This is a genomic window from Pseudohongiella sp. SYSU M77423, from assembly GCF_029911965.1.
Lineage (GTDB): Bacteria > Pseudomonadota > Gammaproteobacteria > Pseudomonadales > Pseudohongiellaceae > Pseudohongiella.
On record NZ_JARYTH010000009.1, the window covers coordinates 37,387 to 54,473 of the forward strand.

General features: G+C 55.6%; 15 protein-coding genes and 3 tRNA genes. 9 read left to right on the forward strand and 9 right to left on the reverse strand.

What is annotated here, in order from left to right; genetic code table 11:
* Window positions 1-63 precede the first annotated feature (63 nt).
* Window positions 64-849 (forward strand): CsiV family protein, encoded by a 786-nt coding sequence (locus tag QGM61_RS14900; RefSeq protein WP_281133460.1) that lies wholly within the window; start codon window positions 64-66, stop codon window positions 847-849.
* A gap of 30 nt (window positions 850-879) precedes the next feature.
* Here QGM61_RS14900 and QGM61_RS14905 read toward each other — a convergent pair whose 3' ends face one another.
* The gene (locus QGM61_RS14905) at window positions 880-1,647 is read right to left on the reverse strand and encodes an S-methyl-5'-thioinosine phosphorylase (protein WP_237134437.1); all 768 of its coding nucleotides are present in this window, start codon (window positions 1,645-1,647) and stop codon (window positions 880-882) included.
* Window positions 1,648-1,847: 200 nt separating this feature from the next.
* Between QGM61_RS14905 and earP the strand changes: the two genes are divergently transcribed.
* Both earP and efp read left to right on the forward strand, forming a co-directional pair.
* Window positions 1,848-3,032 carry an elongation factor P maturation arginine rhamnosyltransferase EarP gene (earP, locus tag QGM61_RS14910; RefSeq protein WP_281133461.1) on the forward strand — a complete coding sequence of 395 codons (1,185 nt, stop codon included), beginning with the start codon at window positions 1,848-1,850 and terminating at the stop codon, window positions 3,030-3,032.
* Between the two features lie 32 nt (window positions 3,033-3,064).
* Window positions 3,065-3,631 carry an elongation factor P gene (gene efp / locus QGM61_RS14915; RefSeq protein ID WP_237134439.1) on the forward strand — a complete coding sequence of 189 codons (567 nt, stop codon included), beginning with the start codon at window positions 3,065-3,067 and terminating at the stop codon, window positions 3,629-3,631.
* A 40-nt stretch (window positions 3,632-3,671) separates the two neighbouring features.
* Here the strand turns inward: efp and QGM61_RS14920 are convergent, their stop codons facing one another.
* The 6 genes from QGM61_RS14920 to QGM61_RS14945 form a co-directional block, all read right to left on the reverse strand.
* Entirely contained in the window at window positions 3,672-4,361 is a 690-nt protein-coding gene (locus QGM61_RS14920) for an SOS response-associated peptidase family protein (protein WP_281133462.1), read from the reverse strand.
* A gap of 416 nt (window positions 4,362-4,777) precedes the next feature.
* Window positions 4,778-4,854: transfer RNA gene (locus QGM61_RS14925), tRNA-Arg, on the reverse strand.
* A 77-nt stretch (window positions 4,855-4,931) separates the two neighbouring features.
* Window positions 4,932-5,007 (reverse strand) — tRNA-His (locus QGM61_RS14930).
* A 21-nt stretch (window positions 5,008-5,028) separates the two neighbouring features.
* Window positions 5,029-5,105: transfer RNA gene (locus tag QGM61_RS14935), tRNA-Pro, on the reverse strand.
* A gap of 104 nt (window positions 5,106-5,209) precedes the next feature.
* On the reverse strand, window positions 5,210-6,607 hold the full coding sequence (gene cysS, locus QGM61_RS14940) for a cysteine--tRNA ligase (protein WP_237134441.1): 1,398 nt from the start codon (window positions 6,605-6,607) through the stop codon (window positions 5,210-5,212).
* Window positions 6,604-8,403, reverse strand: coding sequence for a glutamine--tRNA ligase/YqeY domain fusion protein (locus QGM61_RS14945; RefSeq protein ID WP_281133463.1), 1,800 nt, complete (start codon window positions 8,401-8,403; stop codon window positions 6,604-6,606). Before QGM61_RS14945 ends, cysS begins: the two co-directional genes overlap by 4 nt.
* 86 nt (window positions 8,404-8,489) lie before the next feature.
* Between QGM61_RS14945 and QGM61_RS14950 the strand changes: the two genes are divergently transcribed.
* Both QGM61_RS14950 and QGM61_RS14955 read left to right on the forward strand, forming a co-directional pair.
* Entirely contained in the window at window positions 8,490-8,993 is a 504-nt protein-coding gene (locus QGM61_RS14950) for a peptidylprolyl isomerase (RefSeq protein ID WP_237134442.1), read from the forward strand.
* A gap of 40 nt (window positions 8,994-9,033) precedes the next feature.
* Complete coding sequence (locus QGM61_RS14955; RefSeq protein ID WP_237134443.1) at window positions 9,034-9,840, forward strand: UDP-2,3-diacylglucosamine diphosphatase; 807 nt, start codon at window positions 9,034-9,036, stop codon at window positions 9,838-9,840.
* Here QGM61_RS14955 and QGM61_RS14960 read toward each other — a convergent pair.
* A complete protein-coding gene (locus tag QGM61_RS14960) occupies window positions 9,816-10,271 on the reverse strand; it encodes a DUF1289 domain-containing protein (RefSeq protein ID WP_237134444.1) in 456 nt (151 codons plus the stop codon). The two genes, QGM61_RS14955 and QGM61_RS14960, sit on opposite strands and share 25 nt — an antisense overlap.
* 138 nt (window positions 10,272-10,409) lie before the next feature.
* Here QGM61_RS14960 and acnB point away from each other — a divergent pair, with 138 nt between their 5' ends.
* Together acnB and QGM61_RS14970 are read left to right on the forward strand one after the other, a co-directional pair.
* Window positions 10,410-13,004 (forward strand): bifunctional aconitate hydratase 2/2-methylisocitrate dehydratase, encoded by a 2,595-nt coding sequence (gene acnB / locus QGM61_RS14965; protein ID WP_317622203.1) that lies wholly within the window; start codon window positions 10,410-10,412, stop codon window positions 13,002-13,004.
* Between the two features lie 91 nt (window positions 13,005-13,095).
* Window positions 13,096-14,247 (forward strand): L-lactate dehydrogenase, encoded by a 1,152-nt coding sequence (locus QGM61_RS14970; RefSeq protein ID WP_281133464.1) that lies wholly within the window; start codon window positions 13,096-13,098, stop codon window positions 14,245-14,247.
* 76 nt (window positions 14,248-14,323) lie between these two features.
* Here QGM61_RS14970 and QGM61_RS14975 read toward each other — a convergent pair whose 3' ends face one another.
* Window positions 14,324-14,677 carry a hypothetical protein gene (locus tag QGM61_RS14975; protein WP_237134447.1) on the reverse strand — a complete coding sequence of 118 codons (354 nt, stop codon included), beginning with the start codon at window positions 14,675-14,677 and terminating at the stop codon, window positions 14,324-14,326.
* A gap of 462 nt (window positions 14,678-15,139) precedes the next feature.
* On the opposite strand from QGM61_RS14975, the gene QGM61_RS14980 reads away from it, so the two are divergent.
* A complete protein-coding gene (locus QGM61_RS14980) occupies window positions 15,140-16,321 on the forward strand; it encodes a PQQ-dependent sugar dehydrogenase (protein ID WP_281133465.1) in 1,182 nt (393 codons plus the stop codon).
* A gap of 142 nt (window positions 16,322-16,463) precedes the next feature.
* Window positions 16,464-17,039: a hypothetical protein gene (locus tag QGM61_RS14985; RefSeq protein WP_237134449.1), complete on the forward strand. Its 576-nt coding sequence runs from the start codon at window positions 16,464-16,466 to the stop codon at window positions 17,037-17,039.
* Window positions 17,040-17,087 lie beyond the last annotated feature (48 nt).

The following is a 17,087-nucleotide window of genomic DNA, read 5'->3' on the forward strand; positions in this document are numbered from 1 at the left end:
GCCAGGGCCCTGCGCAAGAATACCGAATTCTACGTTACGGCACCTGCATCTGGATCCCGACGCATGTCTCACGCATTAAACTTATTACGACTGCCAATTATGACAATGGCCTTGCTGACCCTTGCATTGCTGGCATCACCCTCTGACTCAATCGCGCAGAGTGGTGAACGCTGGTATCAAGTGGAAGTGACGCTGTTCCTGCACGAAACTGGCAATTTTGATGAGGAGAACTGGCTGCAGGAAGAAGCGTACTTTGCTGTGCCGGGGAACGCCCGCGCCCTGTCATCCATGCTGGACGTGCTTACACTGACAGACTGGGACCAGCTGGCCGATGCGCCATTGGCGCTGGCGAACAGCGAAGGTGCGGAAGCACCGGTACAGCAGCGAAATGCGGATGAAGCATTTCGCCTGCCTGACCTTAGCCGTGACGCGTTTCTGCAATTACCCGTTGAACAGCACGATTTCCGGCAGACCAATCAGGCACTGGAACGCGCGTCGGGATACAGAGTGCTTTATCATGCCGCCTGGCGTCAGCCGATGACGCAGGCCAGTCGTGCAACGCCCATCATCATCAATGGTGGTCGGCAGTTTGGTGAAACCGCGCATGAACTGCAGGGCAGCCTGAGGCTTTTCTTCAATCGCAATGAGACACGTGTCGTGCTGGAATCGGCTCTCTGGTTTAATCAGTTTGCCGGTGAGAACATCACCCGCCGTATCCCGGTGCAAAGTTCACGCGACATGCGAAGCAATGAATTTCACTATCTGGATCATCCGGTGGTAGGCATTCTGGTTCAGGTGTTTCCTTACGAAGTGCCGCCGGCCGTTTCGTTGGCGAATCCGCAGTTCTGAGCAGCCCCCTTTTTCGTTTGACAGGCAGTGTCAGTTTTCTGCAGCAACAGCCAGAACGATTTGCTGGATACGATCCATCCCCTCGGAAAGTACCTGCCGAATCCCGTCCATGGTAATGACTTCATCCGTAATCCCTGCTGCCCAGTTGACTGACAGCGCCAGGCACGCGTACGGCAGGCCGATTTCTCTGGCCAGCGCCGCTTCCGGCATGCCGGTCATTCCCACCAGATCACAACCATCCTGTGCAAGGCGCCTGACTTCTGCCGGGGTCTCCAGTCGTGGCCCCTGGGTGGCGCCGTAAACACCACCGGCGATTGCTGACAGGCGCAGCTTGCCCGCAGCATGCAGAATCAGTGTCTGCAGGTCGTCGTCATAGGGTCGGGTAAAATCAATATGCGCTACCGTCGACGTAAACTGGTCGGGTGACAGCAGACCCGTCTGATCGCCGTCAAAAAAGGTATGATCACGACCCCATGTGTAATCAATGATCTGGTCGGGAAGTACAATAACACCTGGCGCCATTTTTTCCGAGATACCACCCACCGCGTTAACGGCAATGACGCCTGACACATTCAACTTATGCAGGGCGAATATATTTGCCCTGTAGTTGATTCTGTGCGGTGGCAGCACATGGCCTTCACCATGTCGGGGAAGAAACACCAGCTCCCTGCCATTTTCCAGTGTTGCCACTGATACAGAGACCGGTACCTGTTGATAGGGTGTCGACACCTGTTCGCGGCGAAGCTCCCGCAACCCTGTCAGGGAATTTAGCCCACTCCCGCCAATAACCGCCAGCATGCCCCTATACTCCTCAGTAAATTTGCCGGCAAGTATAAACGCAGACGGGCAATTGTGGCGACCACCGTCAGTTACTGGCTGGTCGGGCGGCATTGTCAATAGGAATCAGGAGTGCCAATATTTGCGTACTGCAGGTTCGTGTCAGACAACACAGGCTGGTTAATACAGTGTCACATCTTTCTTCCAGGACATGCTGGTCCGTGTTCTGCCGCATCATCGACAATTTTGGTGATATTGGCGTGAGCTGGCGGTTATGCCAGCAGTTGGCAACTGAACATGGGTTTGTCGTTACGCTGTGGGTTGATGACTGGCGAGCGGCGATGCGTTTTCTTGATCCGCTGCTGGGCAGTGAACCCGATATCGCGTCCCAGGCACTGCAATTGCAGGGCGTCTGCATTCGTCACTGGCCAGAAGATGAACAGTCATGTGTCGAAGCAGCCCAGGCGGCGGTCATTGTCGAAATGTTTGGTTGTGAGCTGCCGGAAACGACCCTGCGGAGCATGGCTGCGCAACAACCTCACCCCTGCTGGATCAATCTCGAATATCTCAGTGCCGAACACTGGGTTGCGGAATTGCATGGACTGCCTTCTCCACAGACCATTCAGGGCGCCGATCAGACAGTCACACTGCAAAAACAGTTTTTCCTGCCCGGATTTACTGACAACACCGGCGGCCTGCTTCGCGAGCGCCCACTGATTACGCAACATCAGACCTGGCAGAACGAGCAGGACGTTCTGCGTGACAAGCTCAGCAATGCCTACGGCCTGGACAGCACCCCCCCATTGTGGCTATCACTATTCTGTTACTCGGGTAACTCGCTGGCAAACCTTGTCGAAGCCCTCATTCAGGATGCGGAACCTGCGGTTTGTATTATCCCGACCGGCAAACTGGCGAATCAGCTGGCCAGCGAGCTTGGCCTATCCAGCGAACCGGCACCTGGCGAATGCCTGTCCCACGGCAACATCCAGTTTATTGTTCACCCCTTTGTCAGCCAGGCGGACTATGACCGGCTGCTGAGCATCTGCGACATCAACATCGTTCGCGGCGAAGACTCCTTCGTCCGCGCCCAGTGGGCCGGCAAACCCTTGCTGTGGCACATCTACCCGCAGGATGATGGCGTGCATCTGGACAAACTGCAGGCTTTTCAGTCCCTCTACGCTGGTGAGGCAGGCCCGGCCAAATCAGGGGCAGAGGCAGCAGCGCTGGCCTGCTGGCAGGCGCTGAATTTTCGATGGAATTGTGGTGACGGAATTGAAAATTTGTGGCATGATCTGCGCCCCCACCTTCCGGCGCTACACAGCCATGCCCGGAACTGGCAGCAAAAGCTGGCAGAGTTGCCCGATCTGACCTCAAGTCTCGTGCGCGCTACAGGCTTTGCAACTTAACCCGATTGTTTTGCCTTACAGAGTGTTTAACTATGAAAACCGCTCAGGAAATCCGTGCCGGACAGGTCATCATGATTGACGGCTCACCCTGGAAAGTTCAGAAGAACGACTTTCATCGCGCTGGCCGCGGCTCTGCCGTCAACAAGATGAAACTGAAGAACCTGCTCAACGGTGTTGCCACCGAGACTGCGTTCAAATCTGACGACAAACTGGAACAGATCGTCCTGGAACAAAAGGAAGTTACCTACTCCTACTTCGCCGACCCCATGTATGTCTTCGTGGACAGCGACTACGAGCAGATCGAGATCGAGAAAGACGATCTGGAAAACGTCATCGACTTCATTGAAGATGGCATGGAAGATGTCTGCCAGGCCGTATTTTACAATGGCAAGGTGATCTCCATTGATCTGCCTAAAACCATTGTTCGCGAAATCGCCTACACTGAGCCTTCTGCTCGCGGTGACACAACAGGCAAAGTCATGAAGACCGCTCGACTGAAGTCCGGCTACGAACTGAAAGTATCCGAGTTCTGCGACATCGGCGACCTGATCGAAATCGACACCATCGCCTGTGAATACAAGGCACGCGTCAAGCGTTGATCTTTATGCAGAATTGAGGGGCCCGATGGGCCCCTCAATTCTAATCCTCTGGCAATAACTTCTTACTGTTGCCAATCGGACGCCAGGTAGATGGCCTGTCGATTGGTGTCGCAACCAGCGGCGCGCGCAATTTGGGCTCCAGCAGCCAGCGAAACTGCTCTACATCTTTTTCTCCTCTATCCAGCCAGGGGTCCATTACATCAGTTTGTGTTGGCAGCAGCAAAGGCATGGACTTAGGATGCACATGCGTTTTCCAGTAGGCGTCGTGCAATGGCGGCAAGGTAATAATGCTGACTGACAGCGCCGTTTCTCCAGTGTCTTTGTTCACCCACTCACGACACAGTCCCCCGAACGCCAGCGCCCCTTCCGCGGGTTCCAGCTTGTGGTAAGTCTTGCTGTCTCCCAGCCCCTCCACAAAGGCGGAAGCAGGGATTATGCAGCGTGACTCGCGGTAGGGTTTAAAGCCGGCCGCGCGGGGCTCATCAAGTTTGTCAGAGCGGGTATTAAAAGACGCGTACTTGTAGTTGGGCTTCAAGGTCGCGGGATCCAGCAGCAGCCACCAGGTGGCGTCGCTGACGATACGTTCACCACCCACTTCGCGGATGATGCTGACGGTTGCGCCTGGAGCAATGTCTGGAGAGAAGCGGAAGCCTTTGCCGAGATCAACGCCTAGTAGCGTGAGAAGAGCTCTTACTTCGAGGCTGTCGACGATGTTGTAGCGTCCGCACATGGGTGGGGTCCTGTGGGGGTATTGGGTGATAGGGAGTATACGTGAGATTGGGGGGGTTGAGGGGACGGAGGGATTTAGCGGGCTAAATTCCTCCGTCCCCTTAAACCCGAATTGGAGCTTCCGGCACCAGCCGTCGCGGGACAGATCTCGGCTAGAAGCTTCCAGCATCACGATCAGCGGGACAGTCCTCGGGTACACCCTCGCTCCTTGTCCCGCTACTCCTGATGCCTCGATGGACGAAGGTGCCTGTTGCGGCCCATTCCAGGCAGTGCTTTCGGAGGTGGGAGCGTGAGCGACGAAAACCTGAGGAGGAACACTCCCACCTTCGGAAGCACTGTCGGTAGGTGCGGCAGGTTCTCGTCCTGCCGGGCATAGCAAATAAAAAAGGGCCACCCTGCGGGTGACCCTTTTTGATTTGGCGCGCCCGGCAGGACTCGAACCTGCAACCCTCGGCTTAGAAGGCCGATGCTCTATCCGGTTGAGCTACGGGCGCGGAACTGGTCCTGCCGCGGCAGATACTGGTTTGCTGGGGCAGCACTGGCGGAGTATTACCCGCCAGGCTTTTGAATATGGGGTGGCTGATGGGGCTCGAACCCACGACAACCGGAGTCACAGTCCGGGGCTCTACCAACTGAGCTACAGCCACCATAAATCCGCGGTAAAAAAGTGGTCGGGGTAGAGAGATTTGAACTCCCGACATCCTGCACCCAAAGCAGGCGCGCTACCAGACTGCGCTATACCCCGACAATCGCCTATTGTCAGAACGTCGTTTTACAGACGTCCCCCAACCGCGAGGACGGCATAATACTCATGCGGGCCGTCTCCGTCAACGATTGATTGCAGTGAATCTACCTTTCTATGCGCCAGCGGCTGCCATCGGTCCCGTCTTCGACAACCACCTTCATTTCATTGAGCCGATCGCGGATTTGATCGGCCAGCGCCCAGTCCTTGTCCGCACGGGCCTGCTTGCGTTGAGCGATAAGCGATTCTATCAATTCGGCGTCAACCTGATCCTCGCCACGACGCAGGAACTGCTCGGCAGAGCCTTGCATCAGCCCCATTACCCCGGCCAGTTTCAGCATCAGCTTGCCCAGCCTGGCAGCCTGCGCCGGTTCGGTCTCCTTGACTCGGTTTATCTCTCTGGCAATATCAAACAGCACGCTGATTGCCTCAGCAGTGTTGAAGTCGTCATTCATCGCCTCCCGGAACGATTTCTCGAACTGGCTGTTGACGAGATCGTTGGCATGGTCGGTGTCCAGACCCCGCACCGCAAGGTACAGACGCTCCAAAGCAGAGGCAGCCTGATCAAGTCCTTTATCCGAGTAATTGATAGGACTGCGATAGTGGCTGGCGACCAGCAGATAACGGACAACATCGGCCGGGTAGCGCTGCAACACATCACGAATAGTGAAAAAATTGCCCAGCGACTTGGACATTTTTTCATTATCGACACGAACTGCTCCGTTGTGCATCCAGTAGCTGGCAAAGTGTTTTCCGGTCGCCGCCTCTGACTGAGCAATTTCATTTTCGTGATGAGGGAACATCAGATCGCTGCCGCCGCCATGTATGTCAAAACTGTCACCCAGGCAGCAGGTGGACATGGCAGAGCACTCGATGTGCCAGCCCGGACGACCATATCCCCATGGCGAGTCCCAGCCCACCTCTTCGTCGCTGGCGGCTTTCCAGAGAGCAAAGTCACGTGGGTCACGCTTCAGCTCACCCACTTCGATTCGCGCGCCGGCCAGCAGCTCTTCCGGATTCTTGTTGGAGAGTTTGCCGTAAGCTTTGAACTGACTGATTGCATAATACACATCGCCGTTCTCCGCCCGATAAGCGTAGTCAGCGGCAATCAGGCGTTCGATCATGCTGATGATTTCACCGATGTGCGCAGTCGCCCTGGGCTCCTGATCGGGTGGCTGTATAAACAGTGCGGCTTCATCCTCATGCGTCGCTTCGATAAAGCGCTCAGTCAGATCCGCAAAGTATTCTCCGTTCTCTTTTGCGCGCCTGAGAATCTTGTCGTCAATATCGGTGATATTGCGGACATAGGTAACCTGATAACCGCAGTAACGGAAATAACGCTGGATTACGTCAAAGGCCACCAGCATTCGCGCATGGCCAATATGTGCATAGTCGTAGGTGGTCAGACCACAGACGTACATGCGGACCTTTCCGGCTTCGGCCGGATTGAACACTTCCTTGCGTCGGGTCAGCGTGTTGTAAAGCGTAATCTCAGGTAAAGTCATCCGTTCTGTTTTCCCCATGAGTCCCGCAGACTCACTGTGCGATTGAATACCAGTCTGTCAGGCCGGCTGTCGTGGCGATCCACACAGAAATACCCTTCCCTTTCAAACTGAAAACTGGCTTCCGGTGCCGCAGACGCCAGTGACGGCTCCACGAGGCAGCCAGTCAGGATCTGCAGCGAGTCAGGGTTCAGGCTGTTCTTGAAGTCTCCGAGCGATTTATCGTCCGGATTCTCATTATTGAACAGTCTGTCATAAATCCTGACTTCGGCAGCTAATGCGGATTCCGCTGGCACCCAGTGAATCACACCCTTGACCTTGCGTCCTTCCGGGTTCTTGCCAAGCGTATCCAGGTCCGCATGGCAGTGGAGCTCAACAACCTCACCACTGTCATCGGTAATAACTTCGTCGCAGCGGATGACATAGGCACCGCGCAGACGGACCTCGCGCTCGGGGCTCAGACGTTTGAACCCCGGCGGCGGCACCTGCTCAAAATCACTGCGGTCAATGTAAAGCGTTTTACCAAACGGAATTTCACGGTGCCCCATGTCATTCTTGGGATGGCATGGCAGTGACAGCGTTTCCTGTTTATCGTCTGGATAGTTGGTCAGAGTCACCTTTAACGGCCGCAGTACACACATGGCTCTGGGTGCATTGGTATCAAGATCATCGCGAATGCTGTGCTCCAGCATGCCAACATCAACAATGCTCTCACTGCGACTCATGCCGATAATGTCGCAGAAATGACGAATCGCGGCCGGCGTATAACCACGCCGGCGCAGACCCGAAAGCGTGGGCATACGCGGATCATCCCAGCCTGAAACCAGGCCCAGCTCTACCATTTCCTTCAATTTACGCTTGCTCATCACGGTGTAGTTGATGTTCAGGCGTGCGAATTCGGTCTGCTGGGGCAGCACGTAAGGCTCATCAGCGCCCATATTGCCCAGTGCATGGCAGGCCTTTCGCAATGACTCCGGTTCCAGATTAACCAGAATCCAGTCGTAAAGCGGACGATGATCCTCAAATTCAAGCGTGCACAAGGAATGTGTGATGTGCTCCAGCGCATCGGAAATACAGTGCGCGTAGTCATACATCGGATAGACATTCCAGCTGTCTGCCGTCTGGTGGTGGCGCAGTTTGCGGATTCGGTAGATTACCGGGTCACGCATATTGATATTCGGCGATGCCATATCAATCTTCGCGCGCAGGCTGTGCTCGCCATCAGCGAACTCGCCTGCCTGCATGCGCTGGAACAGGTCCAGGTTTTCGTCAACACTGCGCTCGCGATAGGGGCTGTTGCGACCCGGCTCGGTCAGGGTGCCGCGATACTCGCGAGCCTCATCGGGTGTCAGGCTGCACACATAGGCCTTGCCATTGCGGATCAACTGCAAAGCAAAATCATACAGGTGCTGAAAATAAGACGAGGTGTAACGTACTTCGCCGTTCCACTCAAATCCCAGCCACTCAATGTCAGCCTTGATGGCATCGATGAACTCCTGGCTTTCCTTGGCCGGGTTGGTATCGTCAAAACGCAGGTTGCAGGCCGCTCGGGCACGATCCTTAAACTGCTGTGCCAGACCAAAGTTCAGGCAGATGGACTTGGCATGTCCGATATGCAAAAAGCCGTTGGGCTCAGGTGGAAAACGCGTCTGCACCCGACCATTGTGTTTGTCCAATCCCAGATCCTGCTCGATCATGTGGCGAATGAAGTGCGACGGCGACTTTCCGGCGGCTTCTGCGGAATTGTGGCTCTTGTCAGCGTTTCCGTGCTTAGCGTTTGGCGGGCTGCTTGCGGTCATAGTGGCGAATCTGCTTTCTCGAAGGACATAAAGTCATTATTATAGCGGCTCTGACCATTAAGCAGAACCGACGAGTAGCGTGAATTATGATTGTTTTTAAGACCAACTACGGTGATATTCAGATCGAACTGGATTTCGACAAGGCCCCTGCCTCCGCGGCCAATTTCCTGAAGTACGCCCGCGACGGCTTTTATGACGGTACCATCTTCCACCGCGTCATCGACAACTTCATGATTCAGGGTGGTGGATTCACTTCAGGCATGAGCCAAAAGGACAACGGCAGCCCCATCCAGAATGAAGCTGACAATGGCCTCAGCAACGATGTTGGCACTGTCGCCATGGCGCGCACTTCCGACCCTCACTCTGCCACATCCCAGTTTTTTATCAACGTTGCCGACAATGGGTTTCTGAATCACAAGAACAAGACTCCACAGGGCTGGGGTTATGCAGTATTCGGCAAGGTGACTGACGGCATGGATGTGGTTAATCGCATCAAGGCCTGTCGCACTGGTTATGTTGCCGGTCATCAGGATGTGCCGCTGGACGAAGTAATCATCACCAGCACCGAGGTCACCTACCCGGAGTCGTGATACGCTCGACCAGGAAATAATAATTATCCCAGGGAATGCTATGACTGACGTACAGGCAAGCCATGAGCAGCCAAACGGTGACCAGCCCGGCAAAAAAACGCTGTTCATCTCGGATCTGCACATAGAAACCCCGGAAGGTCCCATCATCAATACCTTTCTGCAGCTGCTGAAAACGCGGGCAAAGGGTTGCGATGCCGTCTATATTCTGGGAGATCTGTTTGAGGCCTGGATCGGCGACGACGACGAAAACCCGGCCGCCGACAAGGTGGCCAGCGCCCTGAGCGCCCTGGCGGGAGACGGTACCCGGATATTCCTGATGCATGGTAACCGCGACTTCCTCATTGGTGAGGATTACGCACGTCGCTGTGGTGCCAGCATCCTGCCGGATCCCACCATCATAGATTGTTATGGCCATAAAGTGGCATTGATGCATGGCGACAGTCTATGTACGCGCGACACTGCCTACATAAAGTTTCGCGAACAGTTGCGTGATCCCAAATGGCAGCAGAATTTTCTGGCGCGACCACTGCTGGAGCGCCTGATGGTTGCGCAGCAGATGCGCCAGCAAAGCAAGGAGGCCAACAGCAACAAGGCCTCCGACATCATGGATGTCACCCACGAGGAAGTGGTCCGTCAACTGGATAAACTTCAGGTCAACCTGCTGATACACGGGCACACACACCGCCCCGGCATCCACACCATCCGTTTACCCGATCCGATAAATGGCCGCGATGAAGCACACCGCATTGTGCTTGGCGCCTGGGACCAGAAAGCCTGGGTACTGGAATTTACGCCGGATGGCTATGAGCTGAAGCCACTGCCTCACGTCACCAGCTCTGGGAAGTAGCGCATTTGATGCGCCTCGCAAAGCAGCAATAGCTGGCTGTCCATCTCCTCAGCCAGCTGCGCAGGCGACAGTTGCTTGAAGTCATCGCGCACTTCCACGCCAAATTCGGCAAAGTCTGTTACTGCCTGATGACGCTTTTTCAGCAGGTTGTGCAACCAGCAGCTCGGTGACAGGGTCGCGTTGTAGGGCACACCGTGACGTTTAAGGCCCATGGCCAGCGTGCTGGGCGAGCGGATAATAAAGCGCGTTTCCACAATGGGCTGGATCAATTGCTCCAGCCGATCAACAACAGCCTGCTTCTGACTCTGAGTGAAGGCATTCCATTCAATGACCTCAAAGGCAAAACGCTTGCATCCACGGCAGATGGTATCGCCCACTGATGTTGTGGAGCAGATGCCAATACACGGGGTTTTAACGGGCTGTTCAGGCATTAAGTGATCCTGTCATCGAGTTATGCGGTATCTTGCAAGTGACTGCGAACTGGAAATTTTCTGCATTTTACACTAAAATCGTGGCCCATTTTTCACCGCTTACCCTATTTGTTTCACCATTACCTGAAGGGGATTACTGTGTTAGAAGCCTATCGTAAACACGTGGCCGAACGGGCTGAACTGGGTATCGTGCCCAAACCTCTGGATGCGGCGCAGGTTGCCGAGCTGGTTGAGTTGCTGAAAGTACCGCCAGCTGGCGAAGAAGACTTTATCCTCGATCTGATTACCAATCGCGTCCCTGCGGGTGTGGACGAGGCAGCTTATGTTAAAGCCGGATTTCTGTCGGCCATCGCCAAGGGTGAAGCCACATCCCCTCTGATCGACAGGAAGCACGCGGTAAAACTGCTGGGCACCATGCTCGGCGGCTACAACATCACCACGCTGGTGCAACTGCTGGATGATGCCGATCTGGCCGAAGCAGCCGCTGAAGAGTTGAAACACACCCTGCTGATGTTTGACGCCTTTCATGACGTTGAAGAAAAAATGCAGGCCGGCAATGCCCACGCCAAAGCACTGATCGAGTCCTGGGCGGAGGCCGAATGGTTCCTGAACCGTCCCGAAGTCCCCAAAAAGCTGACTGCCACTGTTTACAAAGTCCCCGGCGAAACCAATACCGATGACCTGTCGCCTGCTCCTGATGCCTGGTCCCGTCCGGATATCCCGTTGCATGCGCTGGCCATGTACAAGATGCCTCGCGAGGGCGTCACCAATGCAGCCGAACAGATTGCCGAGCTGAAGAAAAAAGGTCACCCGGTGGCACTGGTCGGCGATGTGATGGGTACCGGCTCGTCACGCAAATCCGCCACCAACTCTGTACTGTGGAATATCGGCAATGATATCCCCTACATTCCCAACAAGCGTGATGGTGGTATCTGTATTGGCGGCAAGATTGCTCCAATTTTCTTCAATACCATGGAAGACGCCGGCGCCCTGCCCATCGAGTGCGATGTGGACAAGATGGAAACCGGTGATGTCATTGACATCTATCCCTATGAGGGCAAAGTACTGAAGCATGGCAGCGACGAGCTGGTATGCGAATTCGAATTAAAAACCGATGTACTGCTGGACGAAGTTCGTGCCGGCGGCCGGATTCCTCTGATTATTGGCCGCGGACTGACGGATAAGGCACGCACAGCGCTGGGGCTGCCTCACTCGACTGTATTCCGCAAGCCCTTCACCGTGGCTGACTCCGACAAAGGCTTTACGCTGGCTCAAAAAATGGTTGGCAAAGCCTGTGGTGCCAAGGGCGTTCGTCCGGGCAGCTACTGCGAGCCCAAAATGACCACGGTCGGCTCTCAGGACACCACCGGTCCGATGACTCGCGACGAGCTGAAAGATCTGGCCTGCCTGGGCTTCTCTGCCGACCTGGTGATGCAGTCCTTCTGTCACACGGCGGCTTACCCCAAGCCAGTCGATATCGATACCCAGCACACACTGCCTGATTTCATCCAGACCCGCGGTGGTGTAGCGCTGCGCCCGGGCGATGGCATCATTCACAGCTGGCTGAACCGCATGCTGTTGCCTGACACCGTGGGCACCGGCGGCGACTCGCACACCCGCTTCCCGATTGGCATTTCCTTCCCGGCCGGTTCCGGTCTGGTGGCCTTTGCTGCCGCCACCGGCGTCATGCCGCTGGATATGCCGGAATCCGTGCTGGTGCGCTTCAAGGGAGAGATGCAGCCTGGCATTACTCTGCGGGATCTGGTCAATGCCATTCCCTACGCTGCCATTCAAAGTGGTGACCTGACGGTCGCCAAGAAAGGCAAAAAGAACATTTTCTCCGGCCGTATCCTGGAGATCGAAGGTCTGCCAGATCTGAAAGTCGAGCAGGCCTTCGAACTGTCAGACGCATCGGCGGAGCGTTCTGCCGCAGGTTGTACCATCCGCCTGGGCAAAGAACCCATCATTGAATACTTCAAGTCCAATATTGCCCTGCTGCGCTGGATGATCAGTGAAGGTTACGGCGATCCTCGCACCCTGGAGCGTCGTGCGCAGGCCATGGAAGCCTGGCTGGAAGATCCGCAGTTGATGGAGCCGGACGCCGATGCCGAGTACCACAAGATTATCGAAATCGATCTCAATGAGATCAAAGAACCGCTGCTGGCCTGCCCGAACGATCCGGACGACGTCAAAACGCTGTCTGATGTGCAGGGCGCCAAAATCGATGAGGTGTTTATCGGCTCCTGTATGACCAACATCGGTCATTTCCGCGCCGCCAGTGAAGTGTTAAAGCAGGTCAAGGGCACATTGCCAACGCGTCTGTGGGTGTCTCCTCCCACCAAGATGGACCAGCACCAGCTCACCGAAGAGGGCATTTACAGCGTCTTTGGCGTCGCCGGCGCACGGACCGAGATGCCCGGCTGCTCGTTGTGCATGGGCAACCAGGCGCGAGTGGCACCCAACTCAACAGTGATTTCAACCTCAACCCGTAACTTCCCCAACCGCCTGGGCGATGGTGCCAATGTGTATCTGGCCTCATCCGAACTGGCCGCTGTGGCGGCAGCGCTGGGCAAGATACCAACCATGGAGGAATATATGTCCTACATGGGTGAGGTGAAGACTATGTCGGACAGCATTTATCGCTATCTGAACTTCAATGAGATCAAAGAGTACATGGAAGCAGCGGAGCGTCAGAAGGCGATTCCGGTCACCAACGTGGTTGAGGTTGCCTGAGCGTAGCCACTGCCAGCAATACCATGCGCCAGAGCGCACAGAATGACTGTGCCTCTGGCGATGTCTTAATGATCCACCATCAGGGGGCAATATGGTTGCTGTAACGGTTTCCGACTACCGCCGGGCTGCCCGGCGGCGATTGCCACCTCTTTTTTTCGAGTATCTGGACGGCGGCTCCTACAGCGAGCTGACCCTGGCGCGCAATGTCGCCGACATGCAGGCACTGGCGCTGCGTCAGCGTGTCATGTGTGATGTCTCCGAACTCTCCACTGAAGTTGAATTGTTTGGCCAGAAACTGGCCCTGCCACTGGCACTCGGGCCTATCGGGTTTGCCGGTATGTTTGCGCGACGCGGAGAAGTGCAGGCTGCAAAAGCGGCCGCCCGCGCCGGCGTACCATTCTGTCTCTCGACAGTGGGGATCTGCAGTGTAGAAGAAGTCACCCGGGAGGCTCCTGTCCCGCCCTGGTACCAGCTTTACATGATCCGTGATCGCGGCTACATGGAGCAGCTTCTGCAGCGGGTTGCCGCCTGTGGGTGCCCGGTTCTGGTGTTTACCGTGGATCTGCCGGTAGCCGGCGCCCGCTACCGTGATGTGCATTCCGGCATGTCATCCGCGCCCGGTCTGATGACCAGTCTGCGGCGGGTCTGGCAAGGCGTCACGCATCCGCGTTGGCTCTGGGATGTACAGCTCAATGGTCGCCCCCACGTATTTGGCAATATTGTTGATGCGGTGCCCGATAATAGCGGTTTCGGCTCGTTCGCTGGCTGGGTTCAACGCAACTTCGATCCGACCGTAACCTGGGATGACATCGCCTGGGTTCGCGAGCGCTGGAAAGGCCCCATCGTGATCAAGGGAATTCTGGACCCGGAAGATGCGCGATCTGCTATCGCGGCTGGAGTCGACGGGCTGGTCGTGTCAAATCACGGTGGGCGTCAACTGGACGGCGTCCCCGCCAGTGTCACTGCCCTCCCCGATATTGTCGAAATTGTTGATGGCAAAATACCCGTACTGATGGACGGTGGCGTCCGGTCCGGGCTGGATGTCTTGCGGGCCCTGGCGCTGGGTGCCGATGCCTGTCTGCTGGGAAGAGCCTGGGCTTATCCGCTGGCTGCTGGCGGTGAGCAGGCAGTGGCAAAGATGCTCAGCCTGCTGCGCGCAGAACTCAAGGTCGCCATGTCACTGACCGGTTGTACCGATGTGCGCAAGGCCGGCCGGGAGCTGCTGGTTCAGCGAAAACTCTGATGTAATGCACGACACCGTGTCTGGAAACCTGTTGCTCTGCAGACTTACCCAGACAGCGGTGCCGCGCATAACCCTGTCAGCGGCGCTCGACCCAGTGATCGACTACAACGCCATCTTTAATTTCCAGAGCCAGTGTTTCGGTTTCTTCGCGCTCCACGTCAATGTGGAACAGCAGGAACAGACCGATCTCTGACTCAGACGACTGCGTATTGCGATAACGCCACACTTCCGAACCGTCGTCGTAGCGGGAAACGCGATCCGGGCTGCCAAATGTCTGCCTGATCCACTCGCTTTCTGTTTCACCTGTCACCAATCGTTCCCGGTCCGCCGAATGCCACTGTGTCTGTGACTGGCTCTGTTTGGAATCCACTACAAACAGACATCCCATCAGCCCAGAACACAGTACTGCCACGCCCAATAATTTCCACATAGTCCCTCCAGAATCCCTGTTCTTTTTTCACTGTTGCCAGCAGCTTTATTGCTGCCCCGGCCAACGTGGATAAAGCAGATTTCATGCCAGCGCAAAAAAGAAACATAGATAATTGATTTTTATATACATTTAATTTCAAACCCAAAAAGTCATGTGGCCAATTACACAACTTGATCGTTTTAGTCACCATCTGTTGGTGATAAATGCCACCAAATCATTGCCGACTGCGCGACCGCTTCAGGTACCAGCCTGGAGTGTCAATGCCAGCAGACAGGACACGGCGTGCGATAGACACGTCAGATGGACATGACGCTCTGGCGGACTGATCCTATACTTGCTGCGATGAACGCCGCCTTAACCGGCACTTCAAGGACCCGTCCTTTAAAGCAGGAATTTTTTATGACGCGATTAGCCAGCCTACTTAAACAAACCATAGCGCCGTCCGTAATGGCTTGCGCTCTGATGACTGCATCACTGCATGTCACCGCACAAAACGAAATCATCCGTGGCGAAATCCCCGCCATGCCAGAGATTACCTGGATCGAGTCACCAGAGGGTTATCAGGTCGAAGAATTTGCCAGCGATCTTCAGGTAGTCTGGACCATTCGTTTTACACCGGATGGCGAGCGTATATTCGTCACAGAGCGCCCCGGCCGTGTCCGCATCCTGTCACCCGATGGCAGCATGCAGCCTGAACCATGGCTTTCTCTGGAAGATCAGATTTTTTTCCAGGGCGAGAGTGGCCTGACCGGACTGGCCCTGCATCCGGACTACCCTGCCGTGCCCTGGGTTTACGTTATGTACACCTATATGAGCGATGAGGGCCCGTACAACCGCATAAGCCGATTTACAGAAGTCGACGGCAAGGCCGGTGACGAAACCATCCTGTATGACAAGCTGGCCGCGCAGGCACGAGGCGGCAGTCACAGCGGCGGCACCCTGCAGTTTGGTTCCGATGGCATGCTGTATGTGGCTACCGGTGATGCTTTCGAACGACAGCGCTCAAATGATCTTGAAGATCTGAGCGGTGCGGTGCTGAGGATTACACCAGAGGGTGAAGTGCCTGCTGATAATCCCTGGCCGGACAACCCCATCTGGGCACATGGCATGCGCAATCCACACGGCCTCAGCTGGCAACCTGGCACCGGCAAGTTGTTCACCGGCGATCATGGTCCAACCGGCGAAGACCAGCTGATGGCACATGATCGCATCGTGGTTCTGGAAGGCGGTCGACATCACGGTTGGCCTGTAGGTGTAGGTGCCATGAACTCACCGGATTATGTTGACCCTATTCTGACTTTTATACCGTCGTCTCCACCGGGCGACGTGCTGTTCTATACCGGTGATCTGATGCCAGAACTGAAAAACAACCTGTTTGTGTCGGTGCTGGGTTTTCAGCCCCAGGACCGCCAGAACCTGATGCGTATCAAGTTTGAGGATCCTCAGGACCCCTCGCGCCCGACAGCAATTGAACGCTGGTTCAATGACGGCGCCGGCAACAGTGTCTATGGTCGCTTGCGCGCGCTGGCAATTGGCCCTGATGGCGCTCTTTACGTGGGCACCAGCAATCACGATGGACGGCAGATGACTGCAGAACAGCGCGAGCAGCCCGACCGCATTCTGCGTATAACGCCTGCCAACTAAACGCAGCCCCGACCTTCCCACTGCGTGTGGCTGGCGTCACACGCAGTGAAATTTCACAAATTGTCTATTGACCTCATGTCGCACGAATTGTTATCCATCAACCGTGGAATTCATTCTATGCGTATTTAACAGGAGGTTAGCCATGAAATTCCATTCACCTGTCATTGCATCCGCTGTTCTTGGCCTGGGAGTCGCCTGTGCGGCCAGCGCAGCCGATCGACCCGTGCCATTATATGCTGAAGGAACCGGTGAACTGACCGTCCCCATGGCGGATGTCAGTGGCACACCGGGCCACTTTCAGGACATCAAACTGGTGCCTGCTGGCGAAGACCTGTGGGAGCTTACTGAGTTCAAGGAAGGCAAATTGCTGGACGTCATCACTGAAGTGACGGCCGTTCAGAGTAACGAAACTCCTGCGCAGGTGCTGCTGCGTATAGATGGTCAGTTTCCCACTGGATGCGGTCAGATTGGTTACGTCCGCGAGACACGCTCTGATAATCAGATCAACGTCAGCATCTTTTACCTGAACGACCTGTGGTTGGAGAATCCGGCCGTTGTGCTGTGTACCCAGGCAGTCAGACCCTTTACAGAAGTTATACCACTGTCCGTTTACGGCCTTGAAGCCGGCACCTACACCTACGAGGTTAACGGTGAGTTCAGCGGGCAGTTCACCTTGCAGCAAGACAACGTCATCCCGGCCGACACAACCGCGCCCTGATCATGACATTGTCTGACTGTGCCGAAAATTGCCGGTTGCCAAAAGCCT

What these genes read in the sequence shown, in the direction of transcription:
- QGM61_RS14900 (WP_281133460.1), top strand. Translation starts at nt 64, where the DNA reads ATGTCTCACGCATTAAACTTATTACGACTGCCAATTATGACAATGGCC.
- QGM61_RS14905 (WP_237134437.1), bottom strand. Translation starts at nt 1,647, where the DNA reads ATGCTGGCGGTTATTGGCGGGAGTGGGCTAAATTCCCTGACAGGGTTG.
- efp (WP_237134439.1), top strand. Translation starts at nt 3,065, where the DNA reads ATGAAAACCGCTCAGGAAATCCGTGCCGGACAGGTCATCATGATTGAC.
- QGM61_RS14920 (WP_281133462.1), bottom strand. Translation starts at nt 4,361, where the DNA reads ATGTGCGGACGCTACAACATCGTCGACAGCCTCGAAGTAAGAGCTCTT.
- cysS (WP_237134441.1), bottom strand. Translation starts at nt 6,607, where the DNA reads ATGACTTTACCTGAGATTACGCTTTACAACACGCTGACCCGACGCAAG.
- QGM61_RS14945 (WP_281133463.1), bottom strand. Translation starts at nt 8,403, where the DNA reads ATGACCGCAAGCAGCCCGCCAAACGCTAAGCACGGAAACGCTGACAAG.
- QGM61_RS14950 (WP_237134442.1), top strand. Translation starts at nt 8,490, where the DNA reads ATGATTGTTTTTAAGACCAACTACGGTGATATTCAGATCGAACTGGAT.
- QGM61_RS14955 (WP_237134443.1), top strand. Translation starts at nt 9,034, where the DNA reads ATGACTGACGTACAGGCAAGCCATGAGCAGCCAAACGGTGACCAGCCC.
- QGM61_RS14960 (WP_237134444.1), bottom strand. Translation starts at nt 10,271, where the DNA reads ATGCCTGAACAGCCCGTTAAAACCCCGTGTATTGGCATCTGCTCCACA.
- QGM61_RS14970 (WP_281133464.1), top strand. Translation starts at nt 13,096, where the DNA reads ATGGTTGCTGTAACGGTTTCCGACTACCGCCGGGCTGCCCGGCGGCGA.
- QGM61_RS14975 (WP_237134447.1), bottom strand. Translation starts at nt 14,677, where the DNA reads ATGTGGAAATTATTGGGCGTGGCAGTACTGTGTTCTGGGCTGATGGGA.
- QGM61_RS14980 (WP_281133465.1), top strand. Translation starts at nt 15,140, where the DNA reads ATGACTGCATCACTGCATGTCACCGCACAAAACGAAATCATCCGTGGC.
- QGM61_RS14985 (WP_237134449.1), top strand. Translation starts at nt 16,464, where the DNA reads ATGAAATTCCATTCACCTGTCATTGCATCCGCTGTTCTTGGCCTGGGA.